The organism is Endozoicomonas sp. GU-1 (assembly GCF_027366395.1).
In the GTDB taxonomy this organism is placed as follows: Bacteria; Pseudomonadota; Gammaproteobacteria; order Pseudomonadales; family Endozoicomonadaceae; genus Endozoicomonas.
On record NZ_CP114771.1, the window covers coordinates 631,592 to 653,940 of the forward strand.

10 protein-coding genes are annotated in these 22,349 nt (G+C 51.2%); all 10 read right to left on the reverse strand.

Annotated features, from left to right (window positions below):
- Window positions 1-21 precede the first annotated feature (21 nt).
- The 10 genes from O3276_RS02670 to O3276_RS02715 all read right to left on the reverse strand — a co-directional run bounded on the left by O3276_RS02670 (window position 22) and on the right by O3276_RS02715 (window position 22,335).
- Complete coding sequence (locus O3276_RS02670; protein ID WP_269674247.1) at window positions 22-3,609, reverse strand: RAP domain-containing protein; 3,588 nt, start codon at window positions 3,607-3,609, stop codon at window positions 22-24.
- Between the two features lie 59 nt (window positions 3,610-3,668).
- On the reverse strand, window positions 3,669-7,190 hold the full coding sequence (locus O3276_RS02675) for an RAP domain-containing protein (protein WP_269674248.1): 3,522 nt from the start codon (window positions 7,188-7,190) through the stop codon (window positions 3,669-3,671).
- 51 nt (window positions 7,191-7,241) lie between these two features.
- Window positions 7,242-8,150, reverse strand: a complete 909-nt coding sequence (locus O3276_RS02680) for an RAP domain-containing protein (RefSeq protein WP_269674249.1) — start codon at window positions 8,148-8,150, stop codon at window positions 7,242-7,244.
- 27 nt (window positions 8,151-8,177) lie between these two features.
- Entirely contained in the window at window positions 8,178-9,440 is a 1,263-nt protein-coding gene (gene ltrA / locus O3276_RS02685) for a group II intron reverse transcriptase/maturase (RefSeq protein WP_269672318.1), read from the reverse strand.
- Between the two features lie 580 nt (window positions 9,441-10,020).
- A complete protein-coding gene (locus O3276_RS02690; protein WP_269674250.1) occupies window positions 10,021-12,120 on the reverse strand; it encodes a DUF1601 domain-containing protein in 2,100 nt (699 codons plus the stop codon).
- A 96-nt stretch (window positions 12,121-12,216) separates the two neighbouring features.
- The gene (locus tag O3276_RS02695) at window positions 12,217-12,375 is read right to left on the reverse strand and encodes a hypothetical protein (RefSeq protein ID WP_269674251.1); all 159 of its coding nucleotides are present in this window, start codon (window positions 12,373-12,375) and stop codon (window positions 12,217-12,219) included.
- Between the two features lie 59 nt (window positions 12,376-12,434).
- Window positions 12,435-15,227: a DUF1601 domain-containing protein gene (locus tag O3276_RS02700; protein WP_269674252.1), complete on the reverse strand. Its 2,793-nt coding sequence runs from the start codon at window positions 15,225-15,227 to the stop codon at window positions 12,435-12,437.
- 103 nt (window positions 15,228-15,330) lie between these two features.
- Window positions 15,331-16,107 (reverse strand): IS5 family transposase, encoded by a 777-nt coding sequence (locus O3276_RS02705; RefSeq protein WP_269671653.1) that lies wholly within the window; start codon window positions 16,105-16,107, stop codon window positions 15,331-15,333.
- A gap of 64 nt (window positions 16,108-16,171) precedes the next feature.
- Window positions 16,172-18,421 (reverse strand): RAP domain-containing protein, encoded by a 2,250-nt coding sequence (locus O3276_RS02710; protein WP_269674253.1) that lies wholly within the window; start codon window positions 18,419-18,421, stop codon window positions 16,172-16,174.
- 107 nt (window positions 18,422-18,528) lie between these two features.
- A complete protein-coding gene (locus O3276_RS02715; protein WP_269674254.1) occupies window positions 18,529-22,335 on the reverse strand; it encodes an RAP domain-containing protein in 3,807 nt (1,268 codons plus the stop codon).
- Window positions 22,336-22,349: the final 14 nt, after the last annotated feature.

A 22,349-nucleotide genomic window follows, 5' to 3' on the forward strand; every position in this document is an offset into this window, starting at 1 on the left:
AAGTTCACTTTGCTGAAATATTTATATACAAGCAGTGACGTATTTCTTATCTGCCGACCCGCTTTTAACTGATACCGAGCCATGACCCTGCGGCAGGATGTCTACCCGGGTCTTTATTTGATCAATGCACAGTTTGATTGAATCCTGGCTTCTGAGCAGGTTAACCGGGATTTCAATAATCTCAAATCCTGCTTTTTGCAGCAGTGCGATTTTCAGCAGAGTCGAACCATTCCTGGTGTTGAAATCACCATTCACGTAATGAGACGGTCCCTGAACTTCAATCACCATGTTGTGGGCTGGCAGTAGCAGGTCAACCGGGGGTAATGAGCTCAGACTCTGTTCTTCTTCAATCTGCAAAGAGGGAATGCATGATTGGAGTTGAGCGCGGAAGTCGGCCTGAGATTTTGACATGTTTGTCCGGTAATGGGGGACTAACGGACACGCCCTGCCAAGCCAGCTTGCGGCCATGGCAATAACGGATTGATCCTCTTCATTGTCTGGATAGGTATTTTCCAGGCGAGTAAACAGGTCATCCATGTGCTTCTCAAACACGTTATTTTTATTGGCATTAGAGTCTAGAAACAACCTGGCACACAATACCAGGACTCCCCAGAGAGACATCTTTATGTCTTTCTGAGAGAGCTGAGGGTTGTCACTGATTCTGTCGACAAGCGATTCAAACGTGGAGCTAACTACGCTCAGCTCAACGAGTTCACCCAGTTTCGCCATGGCCCACAGCAGGTTGGCGATCCCCCAGGCATTAAATTGGTCTTTTTGTACGTCCACCTGGGGCAACAGCGTTACTACGGCCTCGTTGAGCCCTGGTGTTCGCTCTTGTCCGTCGTCCACCAGTTTTGTCATAGCCCACAGCAGGTTAACAATATTCTGAGCAATAAATTGGTCTTTTTTGGCATTCACGTGGGGCAACAGCACGACGATGGTCTCGTTGAACTCTGGAGTCCGCTCCTGGCCGTTGTCCAGCAGTTTCACCATGGCCCACAGCAGATTGGCAATAGCCTGTGGTGTAAAGTTGGCTTTCTGTGCGCGCACGCGGGGCAACAACGAGGCCATGGCCTTGTTGAGCTCAGGTGTCCGCTCCTGCCCGTTGTCCACCAGTTTCGCCATGGCCCACAGCAGGTTGGCAATACCCTGTGGTTTAAAGTTGGCTTTCTTTTCGTTTACACGTGGTAACAGCAGAGCCACGGCCTCGTTAAGCCCTGATGTTCGCTCCATTCCGTTATCCACCAGTTTCGCCAAGGCCCACAACAGGTTGGCGATTTCCTGTGGTTGAAAGTCAGCTTTCTGTGACTTCACTTTTAGCAACAGCGCGGCCACGGCCTCGTTGAACTCTGGAGTCCGCTCCTGCCCACTGTCCATCAGTTTTGCCATGGCCCACAGCAGGTTGGTGATAGCCCGGGCATGAAACTGTTCTTTAAGTGCGTTCACGTGGGGCAACAGCGCGGCCATGGCCTCGTTGAACTCTGGTGTTCGCTCCTGCCCGTTGTCCACCAGTTTGGCCATGGCCCACAGCAGGTTGGCAATACCCTGTGGTTTAAAGTTCGCTCTCTGTGCCTTCACATGGGGCAACAGCGCGTACACGGCCTCGTTGAGTCCTGGTGTCTGTTTCTGTCCGTTGTCCACCAGTTTTGCCATGGCCCACAGCACGTTGGCGATTTCCTGTGGGTTAAAGTTCGCTTTCTCTGCGTTCACGTGGGGCAACAGTGCATCCACGGCCTCGTTGAGTCCTGGCGTCTGTTGCTGCCCGTTGTCCACCAGTTTTGCCATGGCCCACAGCAGGTTGGTGATACCCAGGGCATTAAATTGGCCTTTCTGTGCGTTCACGTGAGGCAACAGGGCGGCCACAGCCTCGTTGAGTTCTGGTGTCTGCTCCTGGCCGTTGTCCACCAGTTTCGCCAAGGCCCACAGCAGGTTGGTGATACCCTGTGGTTCAAAGTTAGCTTTCTGAGCGCTCACTTGCGGCATTAGCGCGGTCACGGACTCTTTGAGCCCCGGTATCCACTCCTGCCCGTTGTCCACCAGTTTCGCCATAGCCCAGAGCAGATTGGGGATAGCCTGAGGAATGCATTGGTCTTCCTGTACGTTCACGCGAGGCAACAGCGTGGCCACGGCCTCTTTGAGCGCTGGCGTTTGCTCCTGGCCGTTGTCCACCAGTTTCGCCATGGCCCACAGCAGGTTGGCGATATGCTGAGAAATAAATTGGTCTTTCTCTGTGTTTATGCAGGGCAACAACCCGGCCACGGCCTCGTTGAGCCCCGGAGTCCGGTCCTGCCCGTTGTCCACCAGTTTTGCCATGGCCCACAGCAGGTTGCTGATTTCCCGTGATCTAAAGTGAGCTTTCTGTGTTTTCACGCAGGGCAACAGGGCGGCCACAGCCTCGTTAAGCGCTGGTGTCTGCTCCTGCCCGTTGTCTACCAGTTTCGCCATGGCCCACAGGAGGCTGGTGATTTCCTGTGGTATAAAGTGAGCTTTCTGTGTTTTCACCCGGGGCAACAGCGCGGCCACAGGCTCTTTCAGCTTTGGTGTCTGCTTTTGCCCGTTGTCCACCAGTTTTGCCATGGCCCACAGCAGGTTGGTGATATCCTGGGCATTCAATTGGTCTTTCTGTACGTTCACGTGGAGCAACAGCCCGGCCACGGCCTCGATGAACTCTGGTGTCTGCTTTTGCCCGTTGTCCACCAGTTTCGCCATGGCCCACAGCAGGTTAGCGATTTCCCGTGGTTTAAAACCAGCCTGCTGTGCGTTCACGCGGGGCAACAGGGTAGCCATGGCCTCATTGAGTTCTGGTGTCTGCACCTGGCCGCTGTCCGTCAGTTTCGCCAGGGCCCACAGCAGGTTGGCGATATGCTGGGGAATAAATTGGTCTTTCTGTGCATTCATGTGGGGCAACAGTGCGGCCACGGCCTCTTTGAACTCTGGTATCCGCTCCTGCCCGTGGTCCACCAGCTTGGCCATGGCCCACAGCAGGTTGGCGATTCCCCGGGCATCAATTTCCCATGCTTTAGCTTTTTGGTTGCACTTGAATATTATTGCATCCAGCAGTGTCGACAACAGGGCAGCTTGTGTACGCTTAATACGCTGATCCACAGGTTTGTGGAGGGTAAAAACACCTGCTGAAGTGAATGAGTGCAGTGTTGTCGTCAGGCTTAGCCAATTCCAGCTCCGCGTTGCGGTGAAATTTTGCAGCAAACGCATCAGCCGGCTTTGTTCCGCTCGATTCAACGGTCTTTTAGACGCTGACGAGTATTTTTTAATTGAACTGGCATATAGGCCGTGATCTCTCCCATCATAGCGATGGCCGAAACGATACGACTTACTCACCAGGCCATCCATTATTTCCTGTTGGGTGAGCGCATTAAAATCGTGAGCATGATTTACTGAACGGCGCAGTAGATATTGAGCAGGGCGTGGGGCAGAAGAATGGTAAACTTCATTACGCCCCGGGGCTGTGCGGGGAGAAGGATTCCATTGTCTGACTGTGGCATGCCTGTATCGCCCACGCCTTGAAGAAGCGGCATGGTTATTCGGTTGGTTGTAAGCATTACCTGATCGTGCGCATTGACCGCTGATTCCGGCAGAGCTGCTATTCATAATTATATTTCATTAATTCATGAAAATATAAAAAGAAGACTGCTGTGCGGTTCAGAAGTTCATTTTGCTGAGAGGTCTACCCTGGTTTTTATTTGATCAATACATAATGTCATTGAATCCTGGTTACCAAGCTGGTTAACCGGGATTTCAATGACCTCAAATCCTGCTTTTTGCAACAGTGCGATTTTCAGCAGAGTCGAGCCATTCCTGGCTTTGCAATCACCATCCACGTAATGAAAGGGGCCCTGAACCTCAATCACAATGTTGTGATCTGGCAGAAGCAGGTCAACCGGAGGTAAAAAGTTCAGACTCTTTTCTTCTTCAATCTGCAAAGTGGGAAGGCATAATTGGAGTTGCTCACGGAAGAAGGTTTGAGGTTTTGAAATGACGGTCTGGTAACGGGGGAAGAACGGACAAGGTACCCCAAGCCAACTTGCCGCCATGGCAATGATGCATTGATCTTCTTCATTGTCCGGGAAGTCCGTTTTCAGCCGGGTAAACAGCTTATCCATGTGCTTTTCAAACTCATTACTTTCATTGCCATTGGCGATCAGAGACAGCCTGGCACAGCATACCATTACTCCCCAGAGAGACATCAATATCGCTTGCCTGGAGACCTGGGGGTTGCCACTGATTCGGTAGACGAGGGATTTGAACGTCGATATCACCACGTTCAGCTCAACGAGTTCACCCAGCTTCGCCGTGGCCCACAACAGGTTGGCGATATGCTGAGAAGTAAATTGGTCTTTCAGTGCGTTCACATAGGGTAACAGCGCGGCCACGGCTTCATTGAACCCTGGCGTCTGCTCCTGTCCTTTGTCCATCAGTTTTGCCATGGCCCACAGCAGGTTGGCGATATGCTGAGGAATAAATTGGTCTTTCTGTGTGTTCACGTGGGGCAACAGTGCCGCCACGGCCTCGTTGAGCTCTGGTGTCTGTTCCTGCCCGTTGTCCACCAGTTTCGCCACTGCCCACAGCAGGTTGGCGACACCCTGTGGTTCAAAGTTAGCTTTCTGTGGGCTCACGTGGGACAGCAGCGCGGCCACGGCCTCTTTGAGCCCTGGTATCCACTTCAGCCCGTTGTCCACCAGTTTCGCCATGGCCCACAGCAGGTTGGCGATATGCTGAGGAATCAATTGGTCTTTCTGTGCGTTCACGCAGGGCAACAGCGCGGTTATGGCCTTGATGAACTCGGTTGTCGGCTTATGCCCATTGTCCACCAGTTTGGCCATGGCCCACAGCAGGTTGGCGATTTCCTGTGGTTTAAAGTTAACTTTCTGCGCGTTCACGTGGGGCAACAGTGCAACCAGAGCTTCGTTGAGCTCTGGTATCCGGTCCTTCATGTTGTCCACCAGTTTCGCTATGGCCCACAGCAGGTTGGCGATGCCCTGAGGTTTAAAATTGGCTTTCTGTGCGTTCACCTGGTGCAGCAGCCCGGCCATGACCGCGTTGGGCTCTGGTGTCGACTCCCCTTTGTCCATCAGTTTTGCCATGGCCCACAGCAGGTTGGCGATATGCTGAGGAATGAATAGCTCTTTATGAGTGTTCACATGGGGTAACAACGCGGCCGCAGCTTCTTTCAGCCCAGGTGTCTGCTCCAGCCCGTTGTCCGCCAGTTTCGCCATGGCCCACAGCACGTTGGCGATTTCTTGTGGTTTAAAGTTGGCTTTCTCTGCGTTCACGTGTGCCAGTAGCGCGGCCACGGCCTCTTTGAGCTGTGGTGTCCGCTTCAGCCCGTTGTCCACCAGTTTCGCCATGGCCCACAGCTGGTTGGCAATATGCTGGGGAATAAATCGGTATTTCTGTGCACTCAAATGGGGCAACAGCGCGGCCACGGCCTCGTTGAACTCGGGTGTCCACTTGTGCCCGTTGTCCACCAGTTTTGCCATGCTCCAAATCAGGTTGGCGATTTCCTGACGTTTAAAGTTAGCTTTCTTTATGTCCACCTGGGACAAAAGTGCGGTCACAGCCGCATTGAAATCGGGTGTCCGCTCTTGTCCGTTGTCCATCAGTTTCACCATGGCCCACAGCAGGTTGGCGACACCCTGGGCATTAAATTGTTCTTTTTGTGCCTTAACACAGGGCAACAGCGCGGCCACGTCCTTGTTGAGCCCCGGTGTCTGATCCTGGCCGTTGTCCACCAGTTTCGCCACAGCCCACAGCAGGTTGGCGATACCCTGTGGTTTAAAATTTGCTTTCTGTTCTTTCACTTTGTGCAATAGCGCGGCGACGGCCTCTTTGAGTTCTGGTGTCTGCTCCTGCCCATTGCTCACCAGTTTTGCCATGGCCCAAATCAGGTTGGCGATATGCTGGGCATTAAATTGGTCTTTCTGTGCGTTTATATGGGGCAACAGTGTGGCTACGGCTTCGTTTAGCTCAGGTTTCTGTTCCTGCCCGTTGATCACCAGTCTCGCCATGGCCCACAGCAGGTTGACGAGATGTTGAGGAGTACATTGGGCTTTCTGTTTGTTCACGCAGGGCAACAATGTGGTCACGGCATCGTTGAGTTCGGGTGTCCATTCGTGCCCGTTGACCAACAGTTTCGCAATGGCCCACAGCTGGTTAGCGATATCCTGGGTATTAAATTGATCTTTCTTTGCCTTTACGCGGGGCAACAGCGCAGCCACAGCCTTTTTGAGTTCCGGTGTCTGCTTCTGCCCGTTGTCCACCAGTTTCGCCATGGCCCACAGCAGGTTAGTGATTTCCTGTGGTTTAAAGTCAGCTTTCTGTGCGTTCACGTGGGGTAACAGGGCAGCCATGGCCTCTTTGAGTTCTGGTGTCTGCTCCTGGCCGTTCTCCACCAGTTTCGCCAAGGCCCACAGCAGGTTGGCGGTATGCTGAGGTATAAATTGGTCTTTCTGTGCATCCACGTGTGGCAACAGCGCGGCCACGGCCTCCCGGAACTCTGGTGTGTGCTTCTGGCCGTTGTCCACCAGTTTCGCTATGGCCCACAGCAGGTTGGCGATTCCCCGGGCATCAATATCCCATGCTGCAGCTTTGCGGTCGCACTTGAATATTATTGCATCCAGCAGCGTTGACAATAAGGCAGCTTGTGTCCGCTTAACACGCTGATCCATGGTGTTATCAGGGGTAAAAACACCCGCTGAAGTAAATGAATGAAGTGTTGTTGTCAGGCTTCGCCAATTCCAGCTCCGTGTTACTGTGAAATTTTGCAGAAAACGCATCAGCTGGCTTTGTTCAGCTCGATTTAACGGCCTTTTAGAAACTAACGTGTAATTTTTAATTGAACTGGCATATTGTCCGTGATCTCTCCCATCATAGCGATCACCGAAACGATTCGATTTACTCAGCAGGCCATCCATTATTGCCTGCCTGGTGAGGGTATTGAAATCTTGAGCAGGGTTTACTGAACGGTACTGTAGATGCTGTGAAGAGCGTGTGAAAGAAGAATGGTAAAATTCATTACGCCCCGGGGCAGTGCGGGGGGGATTATTCCATTGTCTGACGGTGGTATGTCTATATCGCCCACGCCTTGAAGAAGCGGTATGGTCACCCGGTTGGCTGTAACCATTATCTGATCTTGCGTGTTGACCACTGATGCCGACAGAGCTTCTGTCCATAATTATATTTCATTAATTCATGGAAATATAAAAAGCAGACTGTGGTTTTGTTCAGAAGTTCATTTTGCTGGAATGTGAAAACGGTTCCCGGGGTCGAAAGGAGGGGGTTACTCGCTTTTTTTTCTTCCTCTTGGCTGGTTTGCCGGTTTGTTCTTTTGACTGTTCTTCGGCGGTTAAGTAACCGTGATCTGAGGGTTGTCTGTCATCAGCAGTAATGGATGCCGCATCTGCCCACCCTCTTTTAAGTGATACAGAGCCATGCCCCTGTGGCAGGATCCCTATCCTGATTTTTATTTGATCAATGCATAGTTTCATTGAATCCTGATTGTCAAGCCTGCTAACCGGAATTTCAATGACCTCAAATCCTGCTTTTTGCCACAGTGCGATTTTCAGCAGAGTCGAACCATTCCTGGTGTTGAAATCACCACCCACGTAATGAGACGGTCCCTGAACTTCAATCACCAGGTTGTGATCTGGCAGGAGCAGGTCAACCGGAGGTAATGATTTCAGACTCTTTTCTTCTTCAATTTTCAGAGATGGGATAGATGATTGGAGTTGATCGCGGAAGTCGGCCTGGGTTTTTGAACTGTTTTTCTGGTAATGGCGAACGACCGGACAGTCTCTGCCAAGCCAACTTGCAGCCATGATCATGATGGATTGATCCTCTTCTTTATCTGGCGATGTATTTTCCAGGTGAGTCAACAGTTCACGCATGTGCTTTTCAAGCACGTTATTTTTATTGGCATTGGTGTCTAGAGCCAACCTGGCACAGCATACCATGACTCCCCAGAGAGACATCGATATCTCTTCCTTATTAGAAAACTGAAGGTTTTTACTGATTCGATAGACAAGCGATTCGAACGTAGAGGTAACCAGGTTCAGCTCAACGAGTTCACCCAGCATCGCCATGGCCCACAAATCGGGTAAGGGCTGGTCTTTCTCCAGCCCTCCCCACAGCACCCGGCATGCGGGTCCGCACCGGGCGGTTCAACGATGATGGTGAAACCTGATCCATAAGTCTTTCAATGAAACAAGCCCAATTTTCGCGAGGTAATTGTTATTCAGTGCCTGTTGTACCGCATAAGTTTTACTCAGACGGTAATACCCTTTGCTGCTGGCTGCGATCTTGGCGGCGTTCACTTTATCAACGCCTAACCTGACCAGATTCTTGAAACGGGTTTTTGGCTTGCGCCATTGCTTCAGAAAACAGCAACGGATTCGCCGACGTATCCATTGATCCAGCAGGGGAATTGGTCGGTAATATTCCGATAACCGAAAATACCCCATCCAACCCCGGATATATTGCGCCAGTTTGCGTAACCGATGTTGCATTGAGACACCCCAGCGACGACTGGTCAACTTGAGTATCCGGTATTTGAATCGGTCCAGACACTTCTGGGCCCAGCGAACTTTCTTCCCTGTGAAGGTGAAACTCAGGAATTCGCTTTCTGTTGCTTTCACAACTTTACTTTTCCGGGAGTTAATCTTCAGTTTCAATTTGCGTTCAATGAATTGGGTAATGCTGTGCATCACCCGATCCCCTGCACGCTGACTTTTGACGAGAATCACAAAATCATCACAGTATCTTGCAAAGCAATGACCCCGATATTCAAGCTCCTTGTCGAGTTCGTCGAGGACCACATTAGACAGCAAGGGTGATAAAGGCCCACCCTGTGGCATGCCAACCCTGGTCGGGTAGACATTGCCCTCAATCATGACTCCGGAGCGCAGGTAGCGACCAATCAGTTTCAGAAGGCGTTTGTCGCGGACCTTACGGGAGACCCTCGACATCAAAACGTCGTGATTAACCGTATCAAAGAATTTACTCAGATCAACGTCAACGGCGTAATGTAGCCCCCCGTTGATCAACTGCTTAACCTGACGGACTCCGTCGTGTGCTGACCGTCCCGGTCGGTAGCCAAAGCTGTTTGGGGAAAATCCCGGGTCAAAGACAGGCGTCAGCACCTGCACAATGGCCTGCTGTATGACCCTGTCGATCACGGTTGGGATTCCCAGCAAGCGTTCACCGCCGTCCGGCTTTTCTATTACATGCCGGCGCACGGGTGACGGCTGATAGGTTCCGTCCAATAAGGCTTGACGCACTGAAGGCCAATGCTGTTTGGCAAAGTCTGGATAAGCTTCAATGGTGACTCCATCGATACCCGGAGCACCCTTGTTGCTTCTGACCTGTTTCCATGCGCTTGCCAGATTAGCCGGTTCAAGTACGCAATTTAGTAGATCATGGTTCAAAGCTGGTCAAAGATTCTGTCGCCAGGTACGGTGAGTCGCCGGACGGCTGCATCGCCCTGAGGGAATCAGTCTCCTCTTTGTCATCGATGTTCGGCCCTTCGCTGACGACTTCCCGTCCATTAATGACTTTTGTCGTACAGCTACTATGGCCTCTGCTGACTTCTGTCCAATCACCACGCAGGGTTACCTCTGCTGGCGCTATTGGTTGCCATCGGGTTTGCTCGAACAGGATGATGAGTCACTGTTCGCCGAGCCTGTTGTAACCAGTGGCTGAGAACTGGGAACTTACCAATCGCATGTTGAACAGATCTCCCCGGATAAGAACATGGACTTTCAGTGCACAACCGCCGCATTTACCGTGTCTCACGAACCAGAGGGCTTTGTGATCCTTGGCTCACTCGCCCAGAGACTCAGCCTTGTATGCGATTTCTGTACGTCGGCTCGCACCTTTGCACTCAGACTGCCTCCGCACAGCCCCTCGCGGGACTGCACTTGCCTTAAGCTAGTGGTTGTCATCAGCAGGCGTCTTTACCGCCAGTCAGATGTAGGTTCTCCCACAGGGGACTTTCACCCCATCAGTTCATGCCCATGCCGGGCGTACCAAGTTGGCGATATGCTGAGGAATAAATGGCTTCTTCTGATCGTTAACATGGGGTAACAACGCGGCCACAGCTTCTTTGAGCCCTGGTGTCTGCTCCAGCCCGTTGTCCATCAGTTTCGCCATGGCCCACAGCAGGTTGGCGGTACCCTGGGCATTAAATTGGTCTTTCTGTGCATTCACGTGGAGCAACAGTGCGGCCACAGCTTCTTTGAGCTCTTGAGTTTGCTCCAGCCCTTTGTCCACCAGCTTCGCCATGGCCCACAGCAGGTTGGCGATATGCTGAGGAATAAATTGCCCCTTCTGAGCGTTCACATGGGGCAACAACGCGGCCACAGCTTCTTTGAGACCTGGTGTCTGCTCCAGCCCGTTGTCCGCCAGTTTCGCCATGGCCCACAGCACGTTAGCGATTTCCTGTGGTTTAAAGTTAGCTTTCTCCGTGTTGATGCGTGGCAACAGCGCGGCCATGGCCTCCTTAAACTCTGGTGATCGCTCCTGCCCGTTGTCCACCAGTTTCGCCATGGTACACAGCAGGTTGGCGATACCCTGTGGTTTAAAATTGGCTTTCTGTGCGTTCACCTGGTGCAGCAGCCCGGCAATGACCGCGTTGGGCTCAGGTGTCGACTCCCCTTTGTCCATCAGTTTTGCCAGGGCCCACAGCAGGTTGGCGATATTTTGAGGATTAAATTGCTCCTTCTGAGCGTTCACATGGGGCAACAACGCGGCCAGAGCTCCTTCGAGCCCTGGTGTCTGCTCCAGCCCGTTGTCTGCCAACTTCGCCATGGCCCACAGCACGTTAGTGATTTCCTGTGGGTTAAAGTTAGCGTTCTCCGTGTTGATGCGTGGCAACAGCGCGGCCATGGCCTGGTTAAACTCTGGTGTTCGCTCCTGCCCGTTGTCCACCAGTTTCGCCATGGCCCATAGCAGGTTGGCGATATGCTGAGGAATAAATTGGTCTTTCTGTGCGTTCACGAAGGTCAACAGCGCGAACAGGGCCTTGTTGAACTCTGGTGTCCGCTCCTGCCCGTTGTCCATCAGTTTCGCCATCGCCCACAGCAGGTTGGTGATTTCCTGATGTTTAAAGTTAGCTTTTATGTCCACTTGGGACAAAAGCGCGGTCACAGCCGAGTTGAAATCGGGTGTCCGCTCCTGCCCGTTGCCCACCAGTTTCGCCATGGCCCATAGGAGGTTGGCGATTCCCTGGGCTTTAAATTGTTCTTTTTGTGCCTTCACATAGGGCAACAGCCCGGCCACGTCCATGTAGAGCCCGGGTGTCTGATCCTGGCCGTTGTCCACCAGTTTCGCCACAGCCCACAGCAGGTTGGCGATACCCTGTGGTTCAAAATTTGTTTTCTGTTTTTTCACTTCTGGTAATAGCGCGGCTACGGCCTCTTTGAGTTCTGGTGTCTGCTTCTGCCCGTTGACCACCAGTTTCGCCATGGCCCACAGCATGTTGGCGGTACCCTGTGGTTCAAAATTTGCTCTCTGTTCTTTCACTTTTGGCAACAGCGCGGCCACGGCCTCTTTGAGCCCCGGTGTCCGCTTCTGCCCGTTGTCTACCAGTTTCGCCATGGCCCACAGCAGGTTGACGAGATGTTGAGGAGTAAATTGGGCTTTCTGTTTGTTAACGCAAGGCAACAATGCGGTCACGGTATCGTTGAGTTCGGGTGTCCATTTGTGCCCGTTGACCAATAGTTTTGCGATGGCCCACAGCAGGTTGGCGACCCCCTGGGCAGCAACATCCTCGTCTTGAGTTTTTTGGTTGCACTTGAATATGATTGCATCAAGTAGTGCTGACAATAAGCGAGCTTGAGTATGCTTAACACGCTCATCCATTGGTTTATGAGGGGTGAAAACACCCGCTGAAGTAAATGAGTGAAGTGTTGTCGTCAGGCTTAACCAATTCCAGCTCCGCGTTGCGGTGAAATTTTGCAGCAAATGCATCAGCTGGCTTTGTTCCGCTCGATTTAACGGTCTTTTAGACGCTGACGTGTATTTTTTAATCGAACTGGCAAATTGACCGTGATTTTTCCCATTATAGCGATGACCGAAACGATCCGATGCTCTCACCAGATCATCCATTTTTTCCTGTTGATGAGGGCATTAAAACCTTGAGCAGGGTTTACTTTACGGCGCTGTAGAGATTGAGAAGGGGGGGTGCCAGAAGAATGGTCAACATTAGGCCCCGGGGCAGTGGGGGGGGGAATTATTCGATTGTCTGACGGTGGCATGCCTATGTTGCCCACGCTTTGAAGACGCCGTATGGTTACCTGGTTGGTTGCAACCATTACCTGATCTTGCGTGTTGACCACTGATGCCGACAGAGCTTCTGTCCATAATTATATTTCATTAATTCATGGAAATATAAAAAGCAGACTGTGGTTTTGTTCAGAAGTTCATTTTGCTGGAATGTGAAAACGGTTCCTGGGTCGAGAGGAGGGGGTTACTCGCTTTTTTTTCTTCCTCTTGGCTGGTTTGCCGGTTTGTTCTTTTGACTGTTCTTCGGCGGTAAAGTCACCGTGATCTGAGGGTTGTCTGTCATCAGCAGTAACGTATCCCTCATCTGTCCGCCTTTTTTTAATTGATACAGAGCCATTCCCCTGTGGCGGGATCCCTGTCCTGGTTTTTATTTGATCAATGTATGGTTTCATTGAATCCTGATTGTCAAGCCTGTCAACCGGAATTTCAATGATCTCAAATCCTGCTTTTTGCCACAGTGCGATTTTCAGCAGAGTCGAACCATTCCTGGTTTTGAAGTCACCACCCACGTAATGAGACGGTCCCTGAACTTCAATCACCATGTTGTGATCTGGCAGGAGCAGGTCAACCGGAGGCAGTGAGTTCAGACGCTTTTCTTCTTCAATCTGCAAAGAGGGAAAGCATGATTGGAGTAGATGGCGAACCTCGGATTGACGTTTTGAGCTGCTAGTCGGGTAATGGGGGAAGACCGGGTACTTTCTCCTAAGCCAACTGGCGGCCATGGCAATGATGCGTTGATCCTCTTCATTGTCTGAGGAGGTATTTTCCACACGAGTAAACAGGTCATCCATGTGCTTTTCAAGCCAGTCAATGTTTTTAGAGTCCAGAGACAATCTGGCACAGCACACCATTACTCCCCAGAGAGACATCGATATGTCTTGCTGTGAGAGCTGAGGGTTTTCACTGAGTCGGTAAACAAGCGGTTCAAACATAGAGGTAACCACGTTCAGCTCAAAGAGCTCACCCAGTTTCGCCATGGCCCACAGCAGGTTGGCGATATGCTGAGGCATCAATTGGTCTTCCTGTGCGTTCACGCAGGACAACAGCTCGGCTATGACCTCGATGAACTCTGTTGTCGGCTTATGCCCATTGTCCACCAGTTTGGCCGTGGCCCACAGCAGGTTAGAAATTTCCTGTGTTTTAAAGTGAGTTTTCTGTGCGTTCACGTTGGACAAAAGTGCAGCCACGGCCTCGTTGAGCTTCGGCGTCTGTTTCTGCCCTTTGTCCACCAGTTTCGCCATTGTCCACAACAGGTTGGCGGTACCCTGTGGTTCAAATTTGGCTTTCTGTGAGATCACGTGGGGCAACAGCCCGGCCACAGCCTTTTTGAGCCCCGGTATCCACTTCTGCCCTTTGTCCATCAGTTTCGCCATGGCCCACAGCAGGTTGGCGATATGCTGAGGAATGAATTCCTCCTTCTGAGTGTTCACATGGGGTAACAACGCGGCCACCGCTTTTTTGAGCGCTGGTGTCTGCTCCAGCCCGTTGCCCACCACTTTCGCCATGGCCCACAGCTGGTTGGCAATATGCTGGGGAATAAATTGGTCTTTCTGTGCGATCACATGGGGCAAAAGCGCGGTCACGGCCTCGTTGAACCCGGTTGTCCACTTGTGCTCGTTATCCCCCAGTTTCGCCATGGCCCACAGCACGTTGGCGATTTCTTGTGGTTTAAAGTTAGCTTTCTTTGTGTTTACGTAGGGCAACAACGCGGCCACGGCTTCTTTGAGCCCTGGTGTCTGCTCCAGCCCGTTGTCCGCCAGTTTCGCCATGGCCGAAAGCAGGTTGGTGATCGCCTGGGCATTAAATTGTTCTTTTTGTGTCTTCACATAGGGCAACAGCGCGGCTACGGCCTCTTTGAGCTCTGGTGTCCGCTCCTGCCCGTTGTCTACCAGTTTTGCCATAGCCCACAGCAGGTTGACGATACCCTGGGCATTAAATTGTCCTTTTTGTGTCTTCACATAGGGCAACAGCTCGGCCACGGCCTTTTCGGGCCCTGTTGTTAGCTCTTGCCCGTTGTCTATCAGTTTCGCCATGGCCCACAGCAGGTTGGCGATACCCTGGGCATTAAATTGTTCTTTTTGTGTCTTCACAAAGGGCAACAGCGCGGCCACGGCCTTTTTGGGCCCTGTTGTTAGCTCTTGCCCGTTGTCTACCAGTTTCGCCATGGCCCACAGCAGGTTGGCGATATGCTGAGATATAAATTTGTCTTTCTGTGCATCCACGTGTGGCAACAGCGCGGCCACGGCCTCTTTGAGTTCTGATGTTTGCCCCTGCCCGTTGTCCACCAGTTTTGCCATGGCCCACAGCAGGTTGGCGACCCCTTGGGCATCAACATCCCTGGCTTGAGTTTTTTGGTTGCACTTGAATATGACTGCATCAAGTAGTGTTGACAATAAGTGAGCTTGAGTAAGCTTAACACGCTCATCCATGGGTTTATGAGGGGTAAAAACACCCGCTGAAGTCAATGAATGGAGTGTTGTCGTCAGGCTTCGCCAACTCCAGCTCCGTGTTGCTGTAAAATTTTGCAGCAAACGCATCAGCTGGCTTTGTTCTGCTCGATTTAACGGTCTTTTAGTAACTGATGTGTATTTTTTAATTGAACTGGCATACCAGCCGTGATTTCTCCCATCATAGCGATCACCGAAACGAGCCGATTGACTCACCAGATCATCCATTACTTCCTGTTTGATGAGGGCATTAAAATCTTGAGCAGGGTTTACTGAACGGCTCTGTAGAGATTGAGAAGAGCTTGTGCCAAAAGAATGGTAAACATTACGCCCCGGGGCAGTGCGGGAGGAATTATTCCATTGTCTGGCGGTGGCATGCCTATATCGCCCACGCCTTGAAGACGCCGCACGGCTACCCGGTTGGTTGTAACCATTACCTGATCTAGCATATTGACCACTGGTACCAGCAGAGCTTCTGTCCATAACTATATTTCATTAATTCATGAAAATTTAAAAAGCTGACAGCGGTTCTGTTCAAAAGTTCATTTTGCTGGAATGTTGATCAATTTAAGAGGCTGTTTTAAAACTACTTAAACCTTCGTAGCATTATGCGAATCATGCATATATAAACGAAGGCTTCTGAACTCCTTGGCAGCTGTTCATAGTCTTTAGATAAACGTCTGGATCCTTCAAACCAGCCAAAGGTTCTCTCCACAACCCAGCGCCTGGCTTGAACGACAAACTTTCCCCGTGGGCGTTTTGTGATTTCAAGTTCCCTTTTGGGTTTGAAGCGATAAAACCACTCTTCAAGGTAACCCCGGTAGCCACAATCAGCCCAGACTTTCCGGATGTTTTTAAAGTATTTCTTAAGGTGAGCCAGTATGAATTGACCTGCAAAACTATCACTAAATGCGGCTGCGTGTACCCATACCACCAGAATCAGGCCAAGAGTATCAACAGCTATATGACGTTTTCTGCCTTTTATTTTCTTCCCGCCATCATAGCCTCGATCCCCCCCTTTTACCGAGGTTTTCACGGATTGGGAGTCAATGCTTGCTGCTGTTGGTTGTGGCTCTTTGCCCGCCTGAATTCGCACCTGGTCACGAAGAGCATCATGCACCTTCTTCCATGTGCCATCTTGTTTCCAGATTCGAAAATAGGTGTAGACAGTACTCCATGGTGGAAAGTCAGAAGGCAGCATTCGCCACTGACAGCCTGTTTTAGTGAGATAGAATATGGCATTCAATATCAGACGATAACTCCAGTCGCGTGGTCGCCCATTTTTTGGAGTATCATAGCCAGGGTCAGGGAATAGAGGCTTGAGGATTGCCCACTCGTCATTGGTCAGGTCGGATGGATACATAATTATCCTCCTTAAACTAATCAGATACTGTAGTTATAGACGACGTTGAGTTTTTTATCCTGAGTTAATGGTCAGTAACTTTTACAACAGTCTCTAAGCAGTGGGAGGAACTCATCTGCTCCTGTGGCGGGAAGCCTATCCTGGTCTTTATTTGATCAATGTATGGTTTCATTAAATCCTGATGCCAAAGCCTGTTAACCGGAATTTCAATGACCTCAAATCCTGCTTTTTGCAACAGGGCGATTTTCAGCAGCGTTGAACCATTCCTGGTGTGGAAATCACCACCCACGTAATGAGAGGGTCCCTGAACTTCAATCACCATGTTGTGATCTGGCAGTAGCAGGTCAACCGGAGGCAGTGAGTTCAGACTCTTTTCTTCTTCAATCTGCAAAGAGGGAATGCATGATTGGAGTTGATTGCGGAAGTCGGCTTGAGGTTTTGACCTGGTAGTCGGGTAATGAGGGACGACCGGGCACGCTCTTCCAAGCCAACTGGCGGCCATGGCCATGATGGATTGATCTTCTTCATTGTCTGGGGAGGTGTATTCCAGACGAGTAAACAGGTCATCCATGTGCTTTTCAATCCAGTTATTGTTATTGGAGTCCAGAGACAATCTGGCACAGCAAACCATTACTCCCCAGAGAGACATCAATATGTCTTGCTGTAAGAGCTGAGAGTGTTCACTGATTCGGTAAACATGCGATTCGAACACAGAGGTCACCACGTTCAGCTCAACGAACTCACCCAGTTTCGCCGTGGCCCACAGCAGATTGGCAATTTCCTTTGGTTTAAAGTTAGCTTTCTGTGTGTTCACGTGGCGCAACAGCGCGGCCACGGCCTCGTTGAGCTCTGGTATCCACTCCCCGTTGTCCACCAGTTTCACCATGGCCCACAGCAGGTTGGCGATATGCTGAGGAATAAATTGGTCTTTCAGTGAATTCACGAGGGACAACAGTGCGACCACAGTCTCGTTAAGTTCTGGTGTCTGCTCCTGCCCGTTGTCCACCAGTTTTGCCATGGCCCACAGCAGGTTGGCGATGCCCTGGGTATTAAATTGGTCTTTCTGTCCGTTTATGTGGGGCAACAGCGCGGCCACGGCCTCGTTCAGCACTGGTGTTCGCTCCAGCCCGTTGTCCTCCAGTTTCGCCATGGCCCACAGCAGGTTGACGATATGCAGAGGAATAAATCGGTCTTTCTGTGGGCTCACTTGGGACAACAGCGTGGCCACGGTCTCTTTGAGCCCTGGTGTCCGCTCCTGCCCGTTGTCCACCAGTTTCGCCACGACCCACAGCAGGTTGGTGATTTCCTGTGGTTTAAAGTTAGCTTTCTGTGCGTTCACGTGAGGCAACAGCGTGGCCACAGCCTTGCTGAGTTCTGGTGTCTGTTCCTGCCCATTGTCCACCAGTTTTGCCATGGCCCACAGTAAGTTGACGATAGCCTGAGGAATAAATTGGTTTTTTTGTGCGTTCACGAGGGGCAACAGCACGGCCATGGCCTCTTTAAGTTCTGGTGTCCGCTCCTGCCCTTTGTCCACCAGTTTCGCCATGGCCCACAGCAGGTTGGCGATTTCCTGTGGGTTAAAGTTAGCTTTCTCTGGGTTGACTTGTGGCAACAGCACGGCCACGGCCTCTTTGAGCTGCGGTGTCCGCTCCTGCCCGTTGTCCAGCAGCTTCGCGATGGCCCACAGCAGGTTGGCAACACCCTGGGCATCGATATCCCTGGCGTGAGGCTTTTGGTTGCACTTGAATATTATTGCATCAAGTAGCGTTGTCATTAAGGCAGCTTGAGTACGCTTAACACTCTCATCCATGAGTTTATGAGGGGTAAAAACACCCGCTGAAGTAAATGAATGCAGTGTTGTCGTCAGACTTCGCCAATTCCAGCTTCGCGTTGCGGTAAAATTTTTCAGGGAACATATCAGCTGGCTTTGTTCTGCTCGATTTAACGGTCTTTTAGCAGCTGACGTGTATTTTTTAATTGAACTGGCATACAGGCCGTGATCTCTCCCATCATAGCGATCACCGAAACGATAAGATTTACTCACCAGGCCACCCACGATTTCCTGTTTGATAAGCGCATTAAAATCTTGAGCAAGGTTTACTGAACGGCGCTGTAGATTTTGAGGAGGGCATGCGCCAGGAGAATGGTAAAATTCATTGTGCCCCGGGGCAGGGCGGGGGGGATTATTCCGATGTCTGACTGTACACTGTCTATATCGTCCGCGCCTTGCAGAAGCGGTACGGTTATCCGGCTGGTTGTCATCATTACCTGATCTTGCGTGTTTTCCACTGATACCAGCCGAGGTTCTATGCATAATTATACTTCAGTAATTCATGGAAATATGAAAAGCAGACTGCGGTTATGTTCATAAGTTCATTTTGTTGGAATGTGAAAACGGTTCCTGGGGGGGAAGGGAGGGGATTACTGGCTGTTTGTTTTCTTCCTCTTTGCTGGTTTGCCGGTTTGCACTCCTGAATGTTCTTCTGTTCTTAAGTAACCGTGATCTGAGGTTTGACTGCTTTTATCAACAGTAACGTATGCGGCATCTGCCCACGTTCTTTTAAGTGATACAGAGCCAAGCCCCTGTGGCGGGAACTCTATTCTGGTCTTTATTTGATCAATGTATGGTTTCATTAAATCCTGATTCAAGAGCCTGTTAACCGGAATTTCAATGACCTCAAATCCTGCTTTTTGCAACAGTGCGATTTTCAGCAGCGTCGAACCATTCCTGGTGTTGAAATCACCACCCACGTAATGTGAGGGTCCCTGAACTTCAATCACCATGTTGTGATCTGGCAGTAGCAGGTCAACCGGAGGCAATGAGTTCAGACTCTTTTCTTCTTCAATCTGCAAAGAGGGAAAGTATGATTGGAGTTGATCGCGAACCTCGGATTGACGTTTTGACATGGTAGTCTGGTAATGGGGGATAACCGGGCACGCTCTCCCAAGCCAGCTTGCGGCCATGGCAATGATGGATTGATCTTCTTCATTGTCCGGGGAGTGGTTTTCCAGACGAGTAAAAAGGTCATCCATGTGCTTTTCAAGCCAGTTATTGTTATTGGAGTCCAGAGACAATCTGGCACAGCAAACCATTACTCCCCAGAGAGACATCAATATGTCTTGCTGTAAGAGTTGAGGGTTTTCACTGATTCGGTAAACAAGCGATTCAAATATAGAGGTAACCATGTTCAGCTCAACAGACTCACCCAGTTTCGCCGTGGCCCAAAGCAGATTGGCGATTTCCTTTGGTTTAAAGTTAGCTTTCTGTGTGTGCACGTGGCGCAACAGCGCGGCCACGGCCTCGTTGAGCTCTGATGTCCACTCCCCGTTGTCCAGCAGTTTCGCCATGGCCCACAGCAGGTTGGCGATTTCCTGTGGTTTAAAGCTGGCTTTCTCTGGATTGACGTGTGGCAACAGCGCGGCCACAGCCTTGTTAAACTCTGGTGTCCGCTCCTGTCCGTTGTTCACCAGTTTCGCCATGGCCCACAGCAGGTTGGTGATTCCCTGTGGTTCAAAGTTAGCTTTCTGAGCGCTCACCTGCGGCATCAGCATGGCCACGGCCTCTTTGAGCTCTGGTGTTTGCTCCTGCCCGTTGTCCACCAGTTTCGCCATAGCCCAGAGCAGATTGGTGATAGCCTGAAGAATGCATTGGTCTTCCTGTACGTTCACGCGAGGCAACAGCGCGGCCACAGCCTCTTTGAGCCCTGGTGTCTGCTCCTGCCCGTTGCCCACCAGCTTCGCCATGGCCCACAACAGGTTGGCGATTTCCTGTGGTTTAAAGTTAGCTTTCTCTGTGTTCACTTGTGGCAACAGCACGGCCACGGCTTTTTTGAGCTGTGGTGTCCACTCCTGCCCGTTGTCCACCAGTTTCGCTGTGGCCCATAGCAGGTTGGCGATTTCCTGTGGTTTAAAGCTAGCTTTCTGTACGTTCACGAAGGGCAACAGCGTGGCCACGGCGTCTTTGAGCTGTGGTGTTAGCTGCAGCCCCTTATCAACCAGTTTTGCCGCGGCCCATAGCAGGTTGGCGATATGCTGAGGAATAAATTGGTCTTTCTGTACGTTCACGAAGGGCAAAAGCGTGGCGACGGCCTCTTTGAGCTGTGGTGTTCGCTCCAGCCCCTTATCAACCAGTTTCGCCATGGCCCAAAGCAGGTTGGCGATTCCCTGGGCATTAAATTGGTCTCTCTGTACGTTTACGTGGGGTAACAGCGAAGCCAAGGCCTTGTTGAGCCCTGGTGTTTGCTCTTGCCAGTTGTCGACCAGTTTCGCCATGGCCCACAGCAGGTTGGCGATAAGCTGAGGAGTAAATTGGTCTTGCTGTGCGTTCACGTGGGATAAAAGCGCGGCGATGGTCTCTTTGAGACCCGGCGTTCGCTCCTGCCCCTTGTTCACCAGTTTTGCCATGGCCCACAGTAGGTTGGGGATATGCTGAGGAATAAATTGGTCTTTCTGTGCGCTCACGTGGTGCAAAAGCGCAGCCACGGCCTCGTTGAGTTCTGGTGTCTGTTTCTGCCCATTGTCCACCAGTTTTGCCATGGCCCACAGCAGGTTGGCGATACCCTGTGGTGTAAAGTTTGCTTGCTGTGTACTCACGTGGGGCAACAGCGCAGCCACCGCTTCGCTGAGTTCTTGTGTTCGCTTTTGCCTGTTGTCCACGAGTTTCGCCATGGCCCACAGCAGGTTGGCGATTTCCTGTGGTTTAAAGTGAGCTCTCTGTGCGTTCACGTGGGGCAACAGTGCGGCCACGGCCTCGTTGAGTTCTGGTGTCTGTTCCTGCCCGTTGTCTACCAGTTTTGCCATGGCCCACAGCAGGTTGGCGATATTCTGAGGAATAAATTGGTTTTTTTTTGCGTTCACGAAGGGCAACAGTGTGGCCACGACCTCTGTGAGCCCAGGTGTCAACTCATGCCTGTTATCCACCAGTTTTGCTATGGCCCACAGCAGGTTGGTAATGCCCTGGGCATTAAATTGGTCTTTCTGTCCGTTTACGTGGGGCAATAGCGCGGCCACGGCCTGTTTGAGCCCCGGCGTCAGCTCGTGTCCGTTGTCCACCAGTTTCGCCATGGCCCACAGCAGGTTGGTAATGCCCTGGGCATTAAATTGGTCTTTCTGTACGTTCACCAGGGGCAACAGCACGGCAATAGCCCCTTTGAGCCCTGGTGTCTGCTTCCGCCCATTGTCCACCAGTTTCGCCATGGCCCAAAGCAGGTTGGCGATCTGCTGAGGAATAAATTGGTCTTTCTGTGCGTTCACCAGGGGCAACAACGATGACACGGCCTCGTTGAACTCTGGTGTCTGCTCCTGCCCGTTGTTCACCAGTTTCGCCATGGCCCACAGCAGGTTGGCGATTTCCTGTGGTTTAAAGTTAGCTTTCTGTGCGTTCACGAGGGGCAAAAGCCCGGCCACGGCCTCATTGAGCACTGGTGTTCGCTCCTGCCCATTGTCCACCAGTTTCGCCATGGCCCACAGCAGGTTGGCAATATGCTGAGGAATAAATGGGTCTTGCTGTGCGTTTATGTGTGGCAACAGTGCGGCCACAGCCTCGTTGAGCCCTGATTTTCGCTCCTGCCCGCTGTCTACCAGTTTTGCCAGGGCCCATAGCAGGTTGGCGACACCCTGGGCACCAATATAGCTGGTATCAGTTTTTTGGTTGCACTTGAATATTATTGCATCAAGCAATGTTGACAATAAGACTGTTTGAGTAAGTTTGACACGCGTATCCAAGGGTCTGTGAGGGGTAAAAACACCCGCTGAAGAAAATGAATGCAGTGTTGTCGTCAGACTTCGCCAATTCCAGCTTCGCGTTGCGGTAAAATTTTTCAGGGAACATATCAGCTGGCATTGTTCCGCTCGATTTAACGGTCTTTTAGCAGCTGACGTGTATTTTTTAATTGAACTGGCATACAGGCCGTGATCTCTCCCATCATAGCGATCACCGAAACGATAAGATTTACTTAGCACGCCATCTATTATTTCCTGTCTGATGAGGGTATTGAAATCTTGAGCAGGGTTTACTGAACGGTACTCTAGATGTTGAGAATAGTGTGTAAAAGAAGAATGGTAACATTCATTACGCCTCGGGGTAGTGCAGGAGGGGTTATCCCATTGTCTGACTGTGGCATGCCTATATCGTCCACGCCGTGAAGAAGTGCCCTGGCCATCCGGTTGGTTGTCATCATTGCCTGATCTTGCGTATTGACCACTGATATCAGTCGAGCTTCTATCCATAGCTATATTTCATT